The sequence below is a fragment of the Micrococcus sp. 116 genome, from assembly GCF_902506395.1.
Lineage (GTDB): Bacteria > Actinomycetota > Actinomycetes > Actinomycetales > Micrococcaceae > Micrococcus > Micrococcus luteus.
Genome location: NZ_LR732370.1, coordinates 1,220,317 through 1,234,771 on the forward strand (window position 1 = coordinate 1,220,317; position 14,455 = coordinate 1,234,771).

Genomic DNA, 14,455 nt, shown 5'->3' on the forward strand with positions numbered 1-14,455 from the left:
TCGGTGTCGAATCGAATCCAGCGAGGAAGAGGCCCTGAATGAAGGATGCCGNTGGGCTGACCCCGTTTCGTAGGTCCAGTCGTTATGAGAGTCGTCCTGTTGCCCGCGGTCGCGGGCAGGGAGACTGGTCAGATCATGACGAACAGCAGGAAGCGTCACACCCCCGAGCAGGTCGTCCGTAAGCTCGGGCAGGCCGACAGGATGCTCGCCGATGGTCAGGACGTCGCGGCGGTGTGCCGGGAGCTCGGGGTGTCCGAGCAGACGTACTACCGGTGGCGGAACCAGTACGGCGGCCTCAAGGCCGACGACGCAAAGCGCCTGAAGGAGCTGGAGAAGCAGAACGCGACCCTGAAGCGTCTGCTCGCGGAAGCGGAGCTGGAGAAGGCCGCGCTCAAGGAGCTGGCTGAGGGAAACTTCTAAGCCCGGACAGGCGCCGCGCCGCCGTCGATCACCTCAAGCGCAAGTTGCGGGTGAGCGAACGGATGGCGTGCCGTCTGGTCGGGCTGAGCCGCTCCGCGTACCGGCGACCGCTCAAGGGCGACACGGTCGCGGACCCGGATCGGGCGCTCAGGGAGTGGCTGCGCGCCTGGGCGAAGGACCATCCCCGCTACGGGTATCGGCGGGCGTATCACGACGCCCGCGCCGAGGGGTGGGTGGTGAACCACAAGAAGATCCAACGCCTGTGGCGTGACGAAGGGCTCCGGGTCCCGCAGCGGCGTCGACGCAAGCGCGTCGGGTCCTCGACCGTCGACGCGCCGACGGCGGACGCGCCGAACGTGGTGTGGGCGGTGGACTTCCAGTTCGACGTCGACGAGCACGGACGGCCGATCAAGATCTGCTCGATCGTCGACGAACACACCCGGGAGTGCATCGGCGGGCTCGTGGAGCGCTCGATTACCGCCGACCGACTCACCGCCCACCTCGAGGACCTCGTCGCCGCCCGGGGCGCCCCGGCGGTGCTCAGGTCGGACAACGGGCCGGAGTTCATCAGCGAGGCGATGGCCGACTGGGCCGGCACCCGCACCGGCCTGTCCTACATCCCTCCGGGCTCGCCGTGGCGCAACGGGTACGTCGAGTCGTTCAACAGCCGGATCCGCGACGAGTGCCTCAACATCAACAGCTTCTACTCGCTGCTGCACGCACAGGTCATCATCGGCGACTGGAAGGACGAGTACAACCACCACCGCCGGCACTCCTCGCTCGGCTACCTAACCCCAGCCGAGTACGCTCGGCAGTGCACCCATCAAATGGAAACCGGCGACTCACAGAACGTCCGGACCGAATGAAGGGGGCGGCTCANGGGCCCGTAGACCTCGGGCAGATCCCTCCAAGCGATTCCGCACCGGTACCGGTAGATGATCGCCTCCACCATGGTGCGGGCGTCGGCGAACGGCCTGCCGGCGCGGCCGGTCCGGGTCGGGAGCATCGGGGCGATCAACTCCCATTGGGTGTCAGAGAGCATCTGGAACCGGGACATGTCCCCAGGGTCTCAGCTGACTCGTGCATCTATTCTCAGACACGCCCTAGTCGTCTCCGAGCTTGTCCAGTTGGGCGAGGATTGCCGCCTTGAGCTGGTCCTCCACCTCGGCCTTGCGGGGGCTGCGGATATCCACCTCGGGCTCGATGATGGGCACCAGCCCGGTAACGAGGATCTGACGGGCGAGCCCGAACTGCTGCTCCACGACGGAGCCCACCCCGTCCCCGGGCAGCTTGATGACCGAGCGCATCTTCGTCCCGAACATGTGCTTTTCGACGGCTCGAGACAGTAAGTCATCCAGGTGCGGGATGGGTTTCATGAGCTGGGCGCCTTGCTGTTCCGGGGCCAAGCCCTGGTCGATTTTGAGGAAGGGCACGATGCCTTTGCTGTTCCACAGGTAGTCGCCCGTGGGGGAACCCTCCACCTGGCGGTTCATTGTGTTCTCGAACAGGATGGCCCCCATGACGCGCTCACCGTCGAAGCTGGGGCTGGTGATGATACGTGTGCGCACCTGGTGTACCAGGTCGAACATCTCCTCTGGGCCGGAGTAGGCATCCTTGTCGATCCCGTAGAGGTGCAAGGCCGCCGGGGTGCTGCCCCCGCTCTGGTCCAGCGCCGCGACGAATCCGGCACCGTTCCTGACCCTCTGATACTTCTCCGAGTCCATGGGAGCCTTCCGCGGCGAGGGAGCACGGTGGTCCGGGTTCCCTGCGCACGTCATGGACGACTGGCCGCCCTCAAGGGGGAACGGTCATCAGCAGGCTCAACCCAGGGTGACGAGCAGGTCCGCGCAGGCCTGTTCACACCGGCGGCAGGCCTCGGCACACACCTTGCAGTGCTCGTGCATCTGGGCGTGGCTCTCGCATTCGTCCCCGCACGTCTTGCAGGCGGCCCGGCAGGCCTCGAGCAGGGCGCGGGTGGTCTCGACGTTGGTGCCGGTCTGCCGGGACAGCATCCGGCCTGTGGCGGCGCACACATCGGCGCAGTCCAGGTTCAACCGGATGCACTGCCTCAGGTCGGCGACCATGTCCTCGGCCAGGCAGGCGTCCGCGCAGGCGGTGCACGTCTGGGCGCACTCGAAGCAGGCCTGGATGCATTCGGCCAGTTTCTGCCGATCGATGTTCCCCACCTCCTTCGGGTAGGTCTCCAGCATGGCGCTCACGTGATGGGTCATGATGTGCTCCTTCGTCGATCTGATCCGACGCACCGGCCTTCGCCGGCCCGCCCTTTCATCGACTGTAGACCGCCCCGCCGACGCGGGTGAAGGGCTCAACCTTGAAGGTTCCGTGAAGATCGCCGGCCACGGAGGCCCGCGGACTCCTTTACGGGCAGGGATGACGCAGGTGTGACCAGCCGCCCCTCAGCCCGGCCGACGGCCCTGAGGACCACGCCGACGGGGAGGACCAGCAGGGCTCGCCTCAACGTGGATCCTGTCGGACCGGACGGTCGGTGTCGGGAAGAGCGCTTATGCGATCCGACCAGGGGCGTCGAGGCCGCCGGTGCAGGGTTGCCGGGTGCATTCGGACCGAGGATCGCAAGGTGGATTCAATCGGTCGTCGCAACACCCTCTCGGAATCACTGGAGGTATGGGCGATGGCAAGCAAGGACTGGGCGAGGAAGATCAGTGACGTGCCCGAGGGGACACGTCGGCAGTGGAGAGCGGATCGGGCCTTGCGGGCCCCGATGCGCTCTCCTGGCAGGCCGCAGCCCTCACGGGAGGTCCAACGCCAGTTCTGGCGTGTAATCGCCACCGGTGTCACCACGGTCGAGGCATCCCTGACTGTGGGCGTGTCCTGGCCCGTCGGGGCGCGCTGGTTCCGTCACGCTGGCGGGATGACCCCGCTGTCCTTAGCCGAGCCCACCGGCCGGTCGGACGACCTGCTCGGGGGTGTGACGCTTCCTGCTGTTCGTCATGATCTGACCAGTCTCCCTGCCCGCGACCGCGGGCAACAGGACGACTCTCATAACGACTGGACCTACGAAACGGGGTCAGCCCAGGGGAGACCTTTGCGTGGTGCGCCATCTCGCTGCCCTGGTCCCTTACCAGCGAGGTCTGCATCATCCGGGGCAGCTCGGTGAAGTACTCGATCACCGCGTCCGCGGGGGCCCTCGGCGTGTTTCGAGGGCAGGGCGAGCGGGCCGGTGAACCCGCTCATCCGCTCCACCAGCGTCGCCGCGCACGAGGACCCGTTCTTCCCGATGATCAGGTCGCCCTCCCAGTGCCCGGGTACCCGCCGCTTCGCCGCGTCCTCGCCACGCTCCGCGATCGGGACCATCCCCACGATCGGCCCGCCTCGGGAGCGGCCGTGCGTGCGGGGCCGGCGCTTGGTCCGTTTGGACTGCAAGAAGATCCCACGCTTGGCGAGTTCTCCGCGGGGGATCGCGTAGATGTACTGGTAGATCGCTTCTCCGCTGACGGTGCGGCCCTGAGCGTCGGGAGAGTTCGCCATGCGTTCAACGGTCGGGTCTGCGGCCTCCAGACGCAAGCGACCCGCGATCTCGTTCGGCATCCATGACGCTGCGAGGTCGGCGTTGACGCGGGCCTCGAGTACCGGGTCCTTTGCCACTTTCCGGACCTGTGGGCGAGAGCGCTGGCGTTGCGCTTTCACGTCCGCGGTCACGGCTTGATAGCCGCGCGTCTTCGTCGAGTTCGGTCGAAGCTCTCTGGAGACCACCGAAGGGCATCTACCCAGGTGAGACGCGATCTTCCGGACTCCCCACCCGGCCTTCGATCCCGTCGAGATCTCCATCCGCTCCGTGAACGTGAGCCGCCGCCGCACCATCCCAGGCCTCCTCGCCTCGAGCCCCCACCGACCGGGAGTGTTGCTACGACGCTATGACACCACCAACCGACAGTCATCTCTTGCCGATTTACATTCAGCCGACGACCTGAATGAAGCCAGCAGCCGAATGCACTCGACGGTCTACGTCGAAGTCGTGGTCTGGTCCAGGTCTCGGCGTCCCTTGCGGAGCCCGATTTCGTAGGCTGTAAAGGAAATGAGCGTCAGTGCGATTAACGGCAGCACGAACCACGCCATGGCTACGGTGAATCCCTCCAGTGCATCGTGCGCTGTGGCAGCCAGCACAAGGTATCCGGTGTAGGCGGCGTACAAAACCACGAACAAGCCGCCCTCCCAACGCGCCACCGCGAAGCCCGTGAACGCGATCGGCAGTAGTGCCACTGCGGCCGCCAGCATTACTGGGATATCGAAGGCCACTGCGGCGCCGGATACGGGAATGCCCTCAAGAGAGATGAGCGCGGTTAGTCCTAGCACTACCCCTATGTTGAAGATATTGCTGCCGACCACGTTGCCCACCGCTAGGTCGCGTTCACCGCGACGCACGGCAATGATGGACGTCGCCAGCTCGGGCAGCGATGTCCCGACAGCCACAACGGTCAGTCCGACCACGAGGCTGCTTACGCCCAACGTGGTGGCTATGTTCACTGCTCCTTCCACGAGCAGCGTGGCACCGGCGACCAGCAACGCGACCCCCAGCAGCACAAAGAAGAGCGACCTGCTGACCGAGGCGCCTAGCGCAGCCCGTTCCTCGTCGGCTGGATCGACGGTTGCCGAATCTCCTGTCCCTTCCCGGGCATTCACCGCGGTCTTGGCGTCCCGCCGACTAATCACCACGGACATTATGGTGTGGACCACCACACCGAAAAATAGTATCAGCCCGTCCACCGCACTGATCCTCCCATCCAGGGACACAAGGAGCAGTAGAACTGACAAGACGACCATCAGGGGCAGGTCAAAGCGGATCAGCCTCCGCTTTACAGCGAGGGGAACGACCAGCGCGGACAGTCCCAGGATGAGCAGGACATTAATGATGTTGCTGCCAACCGCATTGCCCACGGCAAGCCCCGGTTCATCACGCAGTACAGCACCGACGCTCACTGCGAACTCGGGTGCCGACGTCGCCGCTGACACTACGGTGAGACCGATCACCAATGACGAAATCCCGAAACGTCCGGCCAGTGCTGACGCCCCACGCACCAAAAATTCCCCACCCAAGACCAGCAGCACCAGTCCGGCCACGATCCGTCCAATATCAAGCGCATCCATGAGTAGGAGTGTACGGACCACAGTTCAGGCCCTGCCACGAGCACCCGCTGACCTCGAGATTTCACTGGGGTGTGGTCTCGACGGGTGGGCGTCATAGAGAAAGGTGCTCCTGGCCTGGGATGATACGGGGTGTCGAGTCTCGTAATCCCTGGCCGGAAGGAGCACCTTTCAGGTGTCCCACCCTACCGTGTTCTTCTACCCCCGCCCGCGTGTGGACGTCGCTGAGGTCCCGGCGGCCTCGCATGCGGGCGCGGTGCTGCTGACCGACACGATCCACGCCACCGGCCTCGCCTCTTCGCTGCGTGAAGCGTTGGGTTCATGGACGAAACCGCTGGCCGAGCATCACGCCTCCAAGGTCCTGCTGGACCTCGCGATGACTCTCGCGGTGGGCGGGGAGGTCGCCCGTGACACCGACCTGCTGCGGTGCGAGCCGGGTCTGTTCGGTGACGTCGCCTCGGCCCCAACGATCTCCCGCACGCTCACCACCCTCGCTGAGGACGCGCCCGCCGTGATGACCGCGATCGCCAGGGCTCGCAGGACCGCGCGCGAGCAGGCCTGGGCCCTGGCCGGCGAGCATTCCCCGGCCGAGGGGACGAGCGCGAAGACCCCGCTGGTCATCGACCTCGACGCCACCCTGATCAACGTCCACAGTGAGAAGGAGCAAGCCGCCCCGACGTTCAAACGCGGCTTCGGCTACCACCCTCTGTACGCGTTCCTGGACCACGGCAGCGAAGGAACCGGGGAACCGCTCGCGATCCACCTTCGCCCCGGCAACGCGGGCTCGAACACCGCCAGCGATCACATCGCCGTCACCCGTCTGGCCCTTGCGCAGCTCCCACCGGCCCTGCTGGGCCGGGGCGGGCGGGGATCGAAAAAGGTCCTGATTCGCACCGACGGGGCCGGCGGCCCCAAGGACTTCGCGGGCTGGCTGGAGCGGCAGCGTCTGGCCTACTCAGTCGGGTTCACCCTCCCCGCGAACACTCCTGACCTGTTGGAACGTATTGATGAGGCGAAGGCGTGGACTCCTGCCTACGACACCGACACCGAAGGGATCCGCGATGGGGCATGGGTCGCGGAACTGACCGGACTACTGGACCTGCCCGGGTGGCCCCCGGAATGCGGGTAACCGTAAGGAAGGAACGCCCCCACCCCGGAGTGCAGCTACGGATCACCGATCACAAAGGGATGCGGATCACTGCGTTCGCGACCAACGCCCCACGCGGCCAGCTTCCAGTGCTGGAGCTGCGTCACCGCCGCCGCGCGCGCTGCGAGGACCGGATCCGCAACGCCAAGGACATGGGCCTGATGAAGTTCCCGCTGCAGGGATTCGCGCAGAACCAGGTCTGGTGCCAGATCGTCCAGCTCGCCGGCGTCATCGTCGCCTGGATCCAGGCCATCGCGCTGGCCGGCCATGATGCACGTCGCTGGGAGCCCAAACGGTTTCGCGCACGGTTGTTCGAGATCCCCGCGACCATCGTGCGCCGCTGTCGGCACAAGATCCTGCATTCGAGGCTCATCGCATTTGAGGGTGTAGCAAGGGTCTGAAGCCGCCTGATTCGAGGAGGCTGCGGGCGATGTAGTTGGTGAGGTTGCGGAAGCCGAGGGCGGAGCCGCGCAGGTGTTCGAGCCGGCCGTTGATCGCCTCCGTCGGACCGTTGCTGGTGCCCAGTCGCTCGAAGAACGCCAGCACGTCGGCGGCGCGTTTGGTCAGTGTCCGGCCGAGCTTGCCCAGTTCCTCGAGGGTGTCGGGGACCTTCTTGCTCAGCGCCGCGATCACCTTCTCCATCTTGGCCTTAGCCTTTGCGCGGTCGAATTCTCGATACGCGGCGACCATGGCCTGGTAGATCTCCCAGGCCGCTTCGACCGCGGCGTGCTTCTCGTGGGCGAAGAGGACGCTGAGGTGTTCTTTTTGGCGGTCGGTCAGCAGGCTCATCCCGGTGTGGAGGGTGCGGCGCAGTTGCGTCCGGCAGAGTGGTGTACGAATCCCGCAGCACGTTGACTCCGGTTGGCGTGTCGACCGCGAAGTAGAAGCGGTCACCGCGGGAGGCTTTCGAGGAAACTCTCACATCCCACTCGAAAGGGACACCCGCGATGACCGCTCCCCACGATATCGACCCCCAGGCGTTTCTGTCCGATCTGCTCACCCAGGCCTCGCCGGACTTGATGCGTCAGATGCTCACCACCTTCATCAATGCCCTGCTGTCGGCCGAGGCTGACAGCGTGTGCGGCGCCGCCTACGGCGCCCGCTCGGATGAGCGCACCAACCGGCGTAACGGCTACCGGCACCGGGACCTGGACACCCGCGCCGGCACCATCGACGTCGCGATCCCGAAACTGCGCGAAGGCACCTACTTTCCCGACTGGCTCCTGGAGCGGCGCCGCCGCGCCGAGGCAGCGCTGACCACGGTGGTCGCCACCTGCTACCTGCTCGGCGTCTCCACCCGCCGGATGGACAAACTGGTGCAGACTCTCGGCATCACGGGCCTGTCGAAATCGCAGGTCTCAGAGATGAGTAAAGACCTGGATGCGCAGGTCGAAGCGTTCCGCACCCGGCCGCTCGATGCTGGGCCGTATCGGTTTGTCGCCGCCGACGCGCTCGTGCTCAAAGTGCGTGAACACGGCCGGGTCGTCAAGGTCGCCGCCATGGTCGCCACCGGCATCAACAACGACGGCTACCGCGAGATCCTCGGCCTGCAACTGGGCACCGCGGAGACCAGGGAGGGGTGGCTCGGGTTCTTCCGTGATCTGGCTGCCCGCGGCCTGTCGGGGGTGGAGCTGATCACCTCCGATGCCCATGCCGGGCTGGTCGAAGCGGCCGGGGCGGTGTTCGGGACGGCGCAGTGGCAGCGCTGCCGCACCCACTACGCGGCCAACCTGATGGCGGTGTGCCCGAAGTCGCAGTGGCCCGCGGTGAAAGCGCTGCTGCACAGCGTCTACACCCAGCCCGACGTCGAGGCGGTGATCGCCCAGTACGAGCACATGATCGACAGCCTGGCCACCCATCTGCCGGCCGCTGCCGAGCACCTCGAGGGCGCCCGCGATGAGGTGCTCACGTTCACGAAGTTCCCGAAGGAGGTGTGGAAGAAGATCTGGTCGAACAACCCGAACGAACGGCTCAACAAGGAGATCCGGAGACGCACCGACGTCGTCGGCATCTTCCCCAGCCGAGTCGCGGTGATTAGACTCCTCGGCGCGGTGCTGGCCGAGCAGCACGACGAATGGACCGAATCACGGCGCTACATGAGCCTGGAATTGCTGACCGCGACCGACACGATGCTCGCCGAAGCAGCCGCGAAAGCCGCGGCTGAACAAGCCGCCCTACAGGTCAGCGACACCATGACCGACGACCCCGGCCACGCGGCACTCGCCGCCTGACAACCCACCCGACCACGAGGAACCCGACAAAGCCTCGATACACCACTCAAAAGGACTTGACCATGGCTATGCCCGAGACCGACCTGCTGCGCATCGGCCGCTGGTGCCGTGAACGCGTGCCCGAGCACCTGTGGGATCAGGTGAGAGTAGAAGCCGAGATCGCCGACCGGCACGTCACGATCATCGAGACGCGGCCGCCGTGGGACGGGCAGGGCGACTGGACGCGGTTCCCGGTCGCGCGCCTGCGATACACCGTCAAGACCGGCCAGTGGAGCATCTACTGGCGTGACCGGCACATGAAGTTCCACGAGTACACGAAGAGGCGCCCGACGAAGAACGTCCAGAGTCTGCTCGACTACATCGGCAGCCACCAGGATCCGATCTTCTGGGGCTGAGAGCTCCCACGGCCGTGTCGGTACTCACCGCTACGGTCGGGAGTATGAGCGAAGAGCAATGGGATGAAGCGGCCTTCCGCGCATCGATCCCGGCCGCGCGCGAGAAGGTTGAGTTTGCCGCAAGGTTCTGCGAGATCGGCCCCTCACAGCCCCGCTGGGATAGTCACCGTCCCGTCGTCGAGTTGATCTTCTATCTCTGCAAGCTCGACTACGACATCAAGGTGCTCCTGCTGCCTTCCTGACCGATTGAAGCGCCCTGGGTTTGTTGGAGACTCCTGACCTTGGAAACGAGGATGGAGTTATGCCGAAAGAGCAGACAGCGGGGAAGCCGACGACGCGTCGGTATTCGCCGGAGGAGAAGGCCGCGGCGGTCCGGATGGTGAGGACGCTGCGTGCCGAGCTGGGGACCGAGCATGGGACCGTCAATCGGGTCGCGACGCAGCTCGGGTACGGGGTCGAGTCCGTGCGGATGTGGGTCAAGCAAGCCGACATCGACGACGGCGTCACCTCTGGCGTGAGCAGCGCTGAGGCGCGGCGGGTGCGTGAACTGGAGCAGGAAGTCCGGGAGTTGCGGCGGGCCAACGAGGTCCTCAAGCGTGCTGCGTCTTTCTTCGGGGCGGAGCTCGACCGCCACTACCGGAAGTAGTCGCGTTCATCGACGCGAACAAGGATGACCTGGTCGACGCTCGCCGGCTCGGAGTCGAGCTCATCTGCAGGCTGCTGCAGGTGGCTCCGAGCAGCTACTACGCCGCCAAGACCCGCGCCCCCTCGGCTCGCGCGGTGCGGGACGAGGAGCTGATCCCGCAGCTGGTCGAGCTCTAGGAGACGAACTACCGCGTCTACGGGGTCAGAAAGCTCTGGAAGACCGCGCGTCGCGCCGGGATCGACATCGGCCGAGATCAGACGGGCCGGCTCATGCGCGCCGCAGGGATTAACGGCGCGACCAGGTCGAAGCGGGTGAAGACGACCCGGCCAGATCCGACCGCGGCGCGGCACCCGGACCTCGTGAAGCGGGAGTTCACCGCGCCTGCCCCGAACCGGCTCTGGGTCACCGACCTGGCGTTCGTGCCGACGTGGGCCGGCGTCGCGTACGTCTGCTTCATCGTCGACGCGTTCTCCCGGATGATCGTCGGGTGGCGGTGCGCGTCACACATGCGCACCGAGATGGTCCTCGACGCGATCGAGATGGCCCGCTGGTCCCGCGGCGCTCGCCACGAGGACCTGCGCTGCCACAGCGACGCGGGGTCTCAATTCACCTCCATTCGCTACGGCGAACGCCTCGCCGAGATCGGAGCGACACCGTCGATCGGGACCGTCGGGGACAGCTATGACAACGCCCTGGCCGAGACCGTGAACGGCTATTACAAGGCCGAGCACGTCCGCGGACCCGCACGGCCAGGTCCCTGGCGGACGGTCGAGGACCTCGAGCTCGCGACCCTCGGGTGGGTGTCCTGGCACAACACGCAACGCCTCCACGGCTACCTCGGCGACGTCCCACCCGCCGAGTTCGAGGACACGTTCTATGCTGTCGAAGCCGGCCGCGAACAGCTGGTCGGAATCAAATAGCGCGAGTCTCCATCAGACCCAGGGGGCTTCAGGGCCAACGCTCTGGTCACCGACGAGATCGATTTTGGATCGAGCCGCTCGGCCACTGAGGAAGTTCTGAATTCCCGGGGATATAAGTCGAGCCGAACGCCGAACCGTAGGGTTTGTCTCGATCGGTTTGCGCTAAGGAATATGCCAGGCACAGAAAGAGGCCCAGGCGCTCCCCTCGACGGAGCACCTGGGCCTCATTCCGTATTCCCAGGCAGATGCGGACTCTGACCCGTGGGAATGTGGTCGGGCTAGCGGGATTTGAACCCACGACCTCTTGACCCCCAGTCAAGCGCGCTACCAAGCTGCGCCATAGCCCGTGGCGAATCGCGGTCATCCGCGCTTCAGCACCCGACGAGCATACCCCACCCGCACCGCCGGACGCGAATCGGGAGCGGGTATGCCGGGGCGTCGTCGTCAGGGGCAAAACGCGTGACACCCCGGAACGTGAACAAGGGGCCCACGTCCTCTTCACAGACGTGAACCCCTCATCCCTTGACCGAGGGCCACCCGACCGAGAGTCCCCCAGCGACCGCGGCCCTGGCGTACCGGTGGGCCTGGCGGTCTGCACGAACCCTCTCATGACTGAGGGTGCAGTCGTGCACGGGTGAAGCGTAACACGCCAGGCCGCTTCGATCCGCCGTTCCGGGCGGGTCGAAGAGGCGTGTCGGGGGCTCACGGAGCGCCGTCTCAGGATCAGTAGGTGAAGGTCCGGTCCCCCACGCGGAATTCGACGTCCTCCAGGTCCGGGATGGCGTCGCGCGCCCGGTCCGCCGCCTCCCGCATCGTGTCCTCGAGAACCTGGGGATCGGCCTCGAGCAGGGACTGGCCGAACTCGATGACCACCTTCCCGTCCTCCCGGAGGGCCTCGACGTCGACGATGTCCGAACCGGAGGGCAGGGATCGCGTCAGGTCCTCGACGACCTCGGCGGCGCGCTGGTCCGCCTCCTCGAGGGCGCCCTCCGCCTCCTGGCGCAGCTGCCCCAGGTCCACGCGGTCCGAGGCGTCCGCCTCCAGCTCGCTGATCCGGTCCTCGGCCTGGGCGAGCCGGTCCTCCGCGCTCTGCAGCGCGGCCCGGGTCTCGCCGTCGTCGACCGCGCAGCCGGATGCGGCCAGCGCGAGCGCGGCCAGGGTGGCCAGGGACAGGGCGGCGGGGCGACGTCGGATGAGGCTCATGCCCACAGGCTACGAGGCGAAGGTGGAAGAACTGTGGGAGCTTGCCGGGACGACGACGTCCCCCGGCGCGGGAGGCCGAGGGACGTCGTCGGTGGCGGGGCCGGATCAGCGGCCGCGACCGCGCTTCTCGCGCACGCGCATCCCGATCTCGAGGGGCGTGCCCTCGAACCCGAACGTCTCGCGCAGGCGGCGCACGATGAACCGGCGGTAGCCGGGGTCCAGGAACCCCGTGGTGAACAGCACGAACTTGGGCGGCCGGCTCGAGACCTGGGTCGCGAACAGGATGCGGGGCTGCTTGCCGCCGCGCAGCGGGTGCGGGTGGGCCGCCACGAGCTCGCCGAGGAACGCGTTGAGCTTGCCCGTGGGGATGCGGGTGTCCCACGAGTCCAGGGCGAGGTCCAGCGCGGGGACGAGACGGTCCTTGTGCCAGCCGGTCTTCGCGGAGATGTTCACGCGCGGCGCCCACGCGACGTGCGCCAGGTCCCGCTCGATCTCCTTGGCCAGCTGGTACCGGCGGTCCTCATCCACCTGGTCCCACTTGTTGAACGCGATCACGAGGGCGCGTCCGGAGTCCAGCACCATCTGGAGGATGCGCACATCCTGCTCCGAGATCACCTGCGGCGCCTCGAGCAGCACCACGGCCACCTCGGCGCGGTCCAGGGCCGAGGCAGTGCGCAGCGACGCGTAGTAGTCGGCGCCGTGGGCCATGTGCTGCCGTCGACGGATGCCGGCGGTGTCCACGAAGCGCCACAGTCGTCCGCCGAGCTCCACGAGCTCGTCCACGGGGTCGCGCGTGGTGCCGGCCAGGTCGTCCACCACCACGCGGTCCGAGCCGGCCAGCTTGTTCAGCAGCGAGGACTTGCCCACGTTCGGCCGGCCCACGAGGGCGATCCGGCGCGGGCCGCCGCGCGGCACGAGACCGCCGTGGGCGGACTCCTCCGGCAGCGCCTCGAGCGCGGCGTCCAACAGATCCGCGACGCCGCGGCCGTGCACCGCGGACACCGGGTACGGGTAGCCGAAGCCGAGCGACCACAGGGTGGCGGCGTCGGCCTCCTGGACCATGTCGTCCACCTTGTTGGCGGCCACGATCACGGGGCGGTCCTTGCGGCGCAGCATCGAGACCACGGCCTCGTCCGTGGCCGTCATGCCGACGGTGGCGTCCACCACGAACACGACGGCGTCCGCCACGTCCACGGCCAGCTCGGCCTGCTCGGCCACGCGACGGTGGATGCCCTTGGCGTCGTGCTCCCAGCCGCCGGTGTCCACCACGGTGAACTCGCGGCCGTTCCACTCGGCGTCGTAGGAGACGCGGTCGCGCGTCACGCCGGGCACGTCCTCCACGACGGCCTCACGACGGCCGATGATGCGGTTGACGAGCGTGGACTTGCCGACGTTCGGCCGGCCCACGACGGCCAGCACGGGCGGCACGGGCGCGTCGACGTCCTCGTCGGGCCCGAGCTGCCACGCGTCGAGGAGGGCGGCGTCGTCCTCCTCGAGCTCGTAGTCGGCCAGGCCGGCGCGCAACGACGCGGCACGCGCCTCGGCCTCCTCCTCGGTCATGGCGGCGAGCCGCTCGGCCACCTGATCGTCGCCGGCGGGGACGAACTCGTCCTCACCGGAGCGGTGCTGGGGGTTCTCGGTCATCGTCGGCCTCCCTTCACGGCCGGGATGCCGGCCTGGTCCTCGACGGCGGCCAGGACGGCCGCCACGGTCTGCTCGAAGTCGAGCTCGGTGGAGTCCACGAGCGCCACCCCGTCGGCGGGGCGGTCGAACGTGGACACGGTGGCGTCGCGGGCGTCGCGCCCGGCCACCTGGCGGTGCAGCGTGCCAGCGTCGACGCCGGTCTCCCCCGCCGCGGCCAGCTGGCCCGAGCGGCGGGCGGTGCGCACGGCCTCGGACGCCGTGAGCAGCACGCGCGCGTGGGCGTCCGGGGCCACCACCGTGGTGATGTCGCGGCCCTCGGCGACCATCCGGCCCGCGGCGGCGATCGCCGCCCGCTGGCGACGGTGCAGCTCCTCGCGCACCGGGATCACCACGGCGACGGTGGAGACCGTGTCCGTGACCTCGGGGCCGCGGATCGCCTCGGTGACGTCCGTGCCGCCGACCCGCACGGCCTCGACGTCCGGGTCGGTGGACTGGTCCAGGTCCATGGCGACGGCGGCCGCCGCCACGGCCTCCGCATCGGCCAGGTCGACGCCCTCGTTCAGGCAGTGCCACGCCACGGCGCGGTACATGGCGCCGGTGTCCAGGTACGCGGCGCCGAGACGCCGGGCCACGGCCTTGGACACGGACGACTTGCCCGAGCCCGAGGGGCCGTCCACCGCCACCACGAGCGGCGCGGGTGCGACGTCGTCGCGGGTGTGCTCGGTCAT

Annotated in this window: 11 protein-coding genes, 1 tRNA gene, 5 pseudogenes and 1 other annotated feature; of the genes and pseudogenes, 7 read left to right on the plus strand and 10 right to left on the minus strand. The window is 67.5% G+C overall.

What is annotated here, in order from left to right:
• Nucleotides 1-135: 135 nt before the first annotated feature.
• A protein-coding gene (locus tag CITRIK5_RS05635) for an IS3 family transposase (RefSeq protein ID WP_159833235.1) occupies nucleotides 136-1,286 on the plus strand; the annotation gives its coding sequence in 2 pieces (ribosomal slippage) (nucleotides 136-406 and nucleotides 406-1,286; 1,152 coding nt in all).
• 14 nt (nucleotides 1,287-1,300) lie between these two features.
• Here the strand turns inward: CITRIK5_RS05635 and CITRIK5_RS05640 are convergent.
• From CITRIK5_RS05640 to CITRIK5_RS05650, 3 genes and pseudogenes are all read right to left on the minus strand, one after another.
• Nucleotides 1,301-1,477, minus strand: a pseudogene (locus CITRIK5_RS05640) (transposase); the annotation flags it as partial.
• A gap of 46 nt (nucleotides 1,478-1,523) precedes the next feature.
• Complete coding sequence (locus CITRIK5_RS05645; protein WP_225348377.1) at nucleotides 1,524-2,144, minus strand: class I fructose-bisphosphate aldolase; 621 nt, start codon at nucleotides 2,142-2,144, stop codon at nucleotides 1,524-1,526.
• A 96-nt stretch (nucleotides 2,145-2,240) separates the two neighbouring features.
• On the minus strand, nucleotides 2,241-2,651 hold the full coding sequence (locus tag CITRIK5_RS05650; protein ID WP_044659891.1) for a four-helix bundle copper-binding protein: 411 nt from the start codon (nucleotides 2,649-2,651) through the stop codon (nucleotides 2,241-2,243).
• A 419-nt stretch (nucleotides 2,652-3,070) separates the two neighbouring features.
• Here CITRIK5_RS05650 and CITRIK5_RS05655 point away from each other — a divergent pair.
• Nucleotides 3,071-3,346: pseudogene (locus tag CITRIK5_RS05655) on the plus strand (IS30 family transposase); the annotation flags it as partial.
• Nucleotides 3,347-3,453: 107 nt separating this feature from the next.
• Here the strand turns inward: CITRIK5_RS05655 and CITRIK5_RS05660 are convergent.
• Together CITRIK5_RS05660 and CITRIK5_RS05665 are read right to left on the minus strand one after the other, a co-directional pair.
• Nucleotides 3,454-4,260 carry an IS30 family transposase gene (locus CITRIK5_RS05660; protein ID WP_228070745.1) on the minus strand — a complete coding sequence of 269 codons (807 nt, stop codon included), beginning with the start codon at nucleotides 4,258-4,260 and terminating at the stop codon, nucleotides 3,454-3,456.
• A gap of 141 nt (nucleotides 4,261-4,401) precedes the next feature.
• Entirely contained in the window at nucleotides 4,402-5,544 is a 1,143-nt protein-coding gene (locus tag CITRIK5_RS05665) for a calcium/sodium antiporter (protein WP_159833237.1), read from the minus strand.
• Between the two features lie 172 nt (nucleotides 5,545-5,716).
• On the opposite strand from CITRIK5_RS05665, the pseudogene CITRIK5_RS05670 reads away from it, so the two are divergent.
• A pseudogene (locus CITRIK5_RS05670) lies at nucleotides 5,717-7,089 on the plus strand (IS1380 family transposase).
• On the opposite strand, the pseudogene CITRIK5_RS05675 reads toward CITRIK5_RS05670, so the two are convergent.
• Nucleotides 7,058-7,498 (minus strand): annotated as a pseudogene (locus CITRIK5_RS05675) (ISL3 family transposase); the annotation flags it as partial. The pseudogenes CITRIK5_RS05670 and CITRIK5_RS05675 sit on opposite strands and share 32 nt — an antisense overlap.
• Nucleotides 7,499-7,635: 137 nt before the next feature.
• Here CITRIK5_RS05675 and CITRIK5_RS05680 point away from each other — a divergent pair.
• From CITRIK5_RS05680 to CITRIK5_RS05695, 4 genes and pseudogenes are all read left to right on the plus strand, one after another.
• Entirely contained in the window at nucleotides 7,636-8,919 is a 1,284-nt protein-coding gene (locus CITRIK5_RS05680) for an IS256 family transposase (protein ID WP_036337267.1), read from the plus strand.
• Nucleotides 8,920-8,981: 62 nt separating this feature from the next.
• Entirely contained in the window at nucleotides 8,982-9,314 is a 333-nt protein-coding gene (locus CITRIK5_RS05685) for a DUF3024 domain-containing protein (RefSeq protein WP_036315702.1), read from the plus strand.
• A gap of 44 nt (nucleotides 9,315-9,358) precedes the next feature.
• Entirely contained in the window at nucleotides 9,359-9,556 is a 198-nt protein-coding gene (locus CITRIK5_RS05690) for a hypothetical protein (protein ID WP_010078466.1), read from the plus strand.
• A gap of 59 nt (nucleotides 9,557-9,615) precedes the next feature.
• A pseudogene (locus tag CITRIK5_RS05695) lies at nucleotides 9,616-10,880 on the plus strand (IS3 family transposase).
• Nucleotides 9,915-10,049 (plus strand) — a sequence feature (AL1L pseudoknot). Its footprint overlaps the pseudogene before it by 135 nt.
• 270 nt (nucleotides 10,881-11,150) lie before the next feature.
• Here CITRIK5_RS05695 and CITRIK5_RS05700 read toward each other — a convergent pair.
• The 4 genes from CITRIK5_RS05700 to cmk form a co-directional block, all read right to left on the minus strand.
• Nucleotides 11,151-11,227, minus strand: a tRNA-Pro gene (locus tag CITRIK5_RS05700).
• Nucleotides 11,228-11,603: 376 nt separating this feature from the next.
• Complete coding sequence (locus CITRIK5_RS05705; RefSeq protein WP_061866970.1) at nucleotides 11,604-12,083, minus strand: hypothetical protein; 480 nt, start codon at nucleotides 12,081-12,083, stop codon at nucleotides 11,604-11,606.
• Nucleotides 12,084-12,188: 105 nt separating this feature from the next.
• The gene (gene der / locus CITRIK5_RS05710; RefSeq protein ID WP_159833239.1) at nucleotides 12,189-13,727 is read right to left on the minus strand and encodes a ribosome biogenesis GTPase Der; all 1,539 of its coding nucleotides are present in this window, start codon (nucleotides 13,725-13,727) and stop codon (nucleotides 12,189-12,191) included.
• Entirely contained in the window at nucleotides 13,724-14,455 is a 732-nt protein-coding gene (gene cmk, locus CITRIK5_RS05715) for a (d)CMP kinase (protein ID WP_041102682.1), read from the minus strand. Before cmk ends, der begins: the two co-directional genes overlap by 4 nt.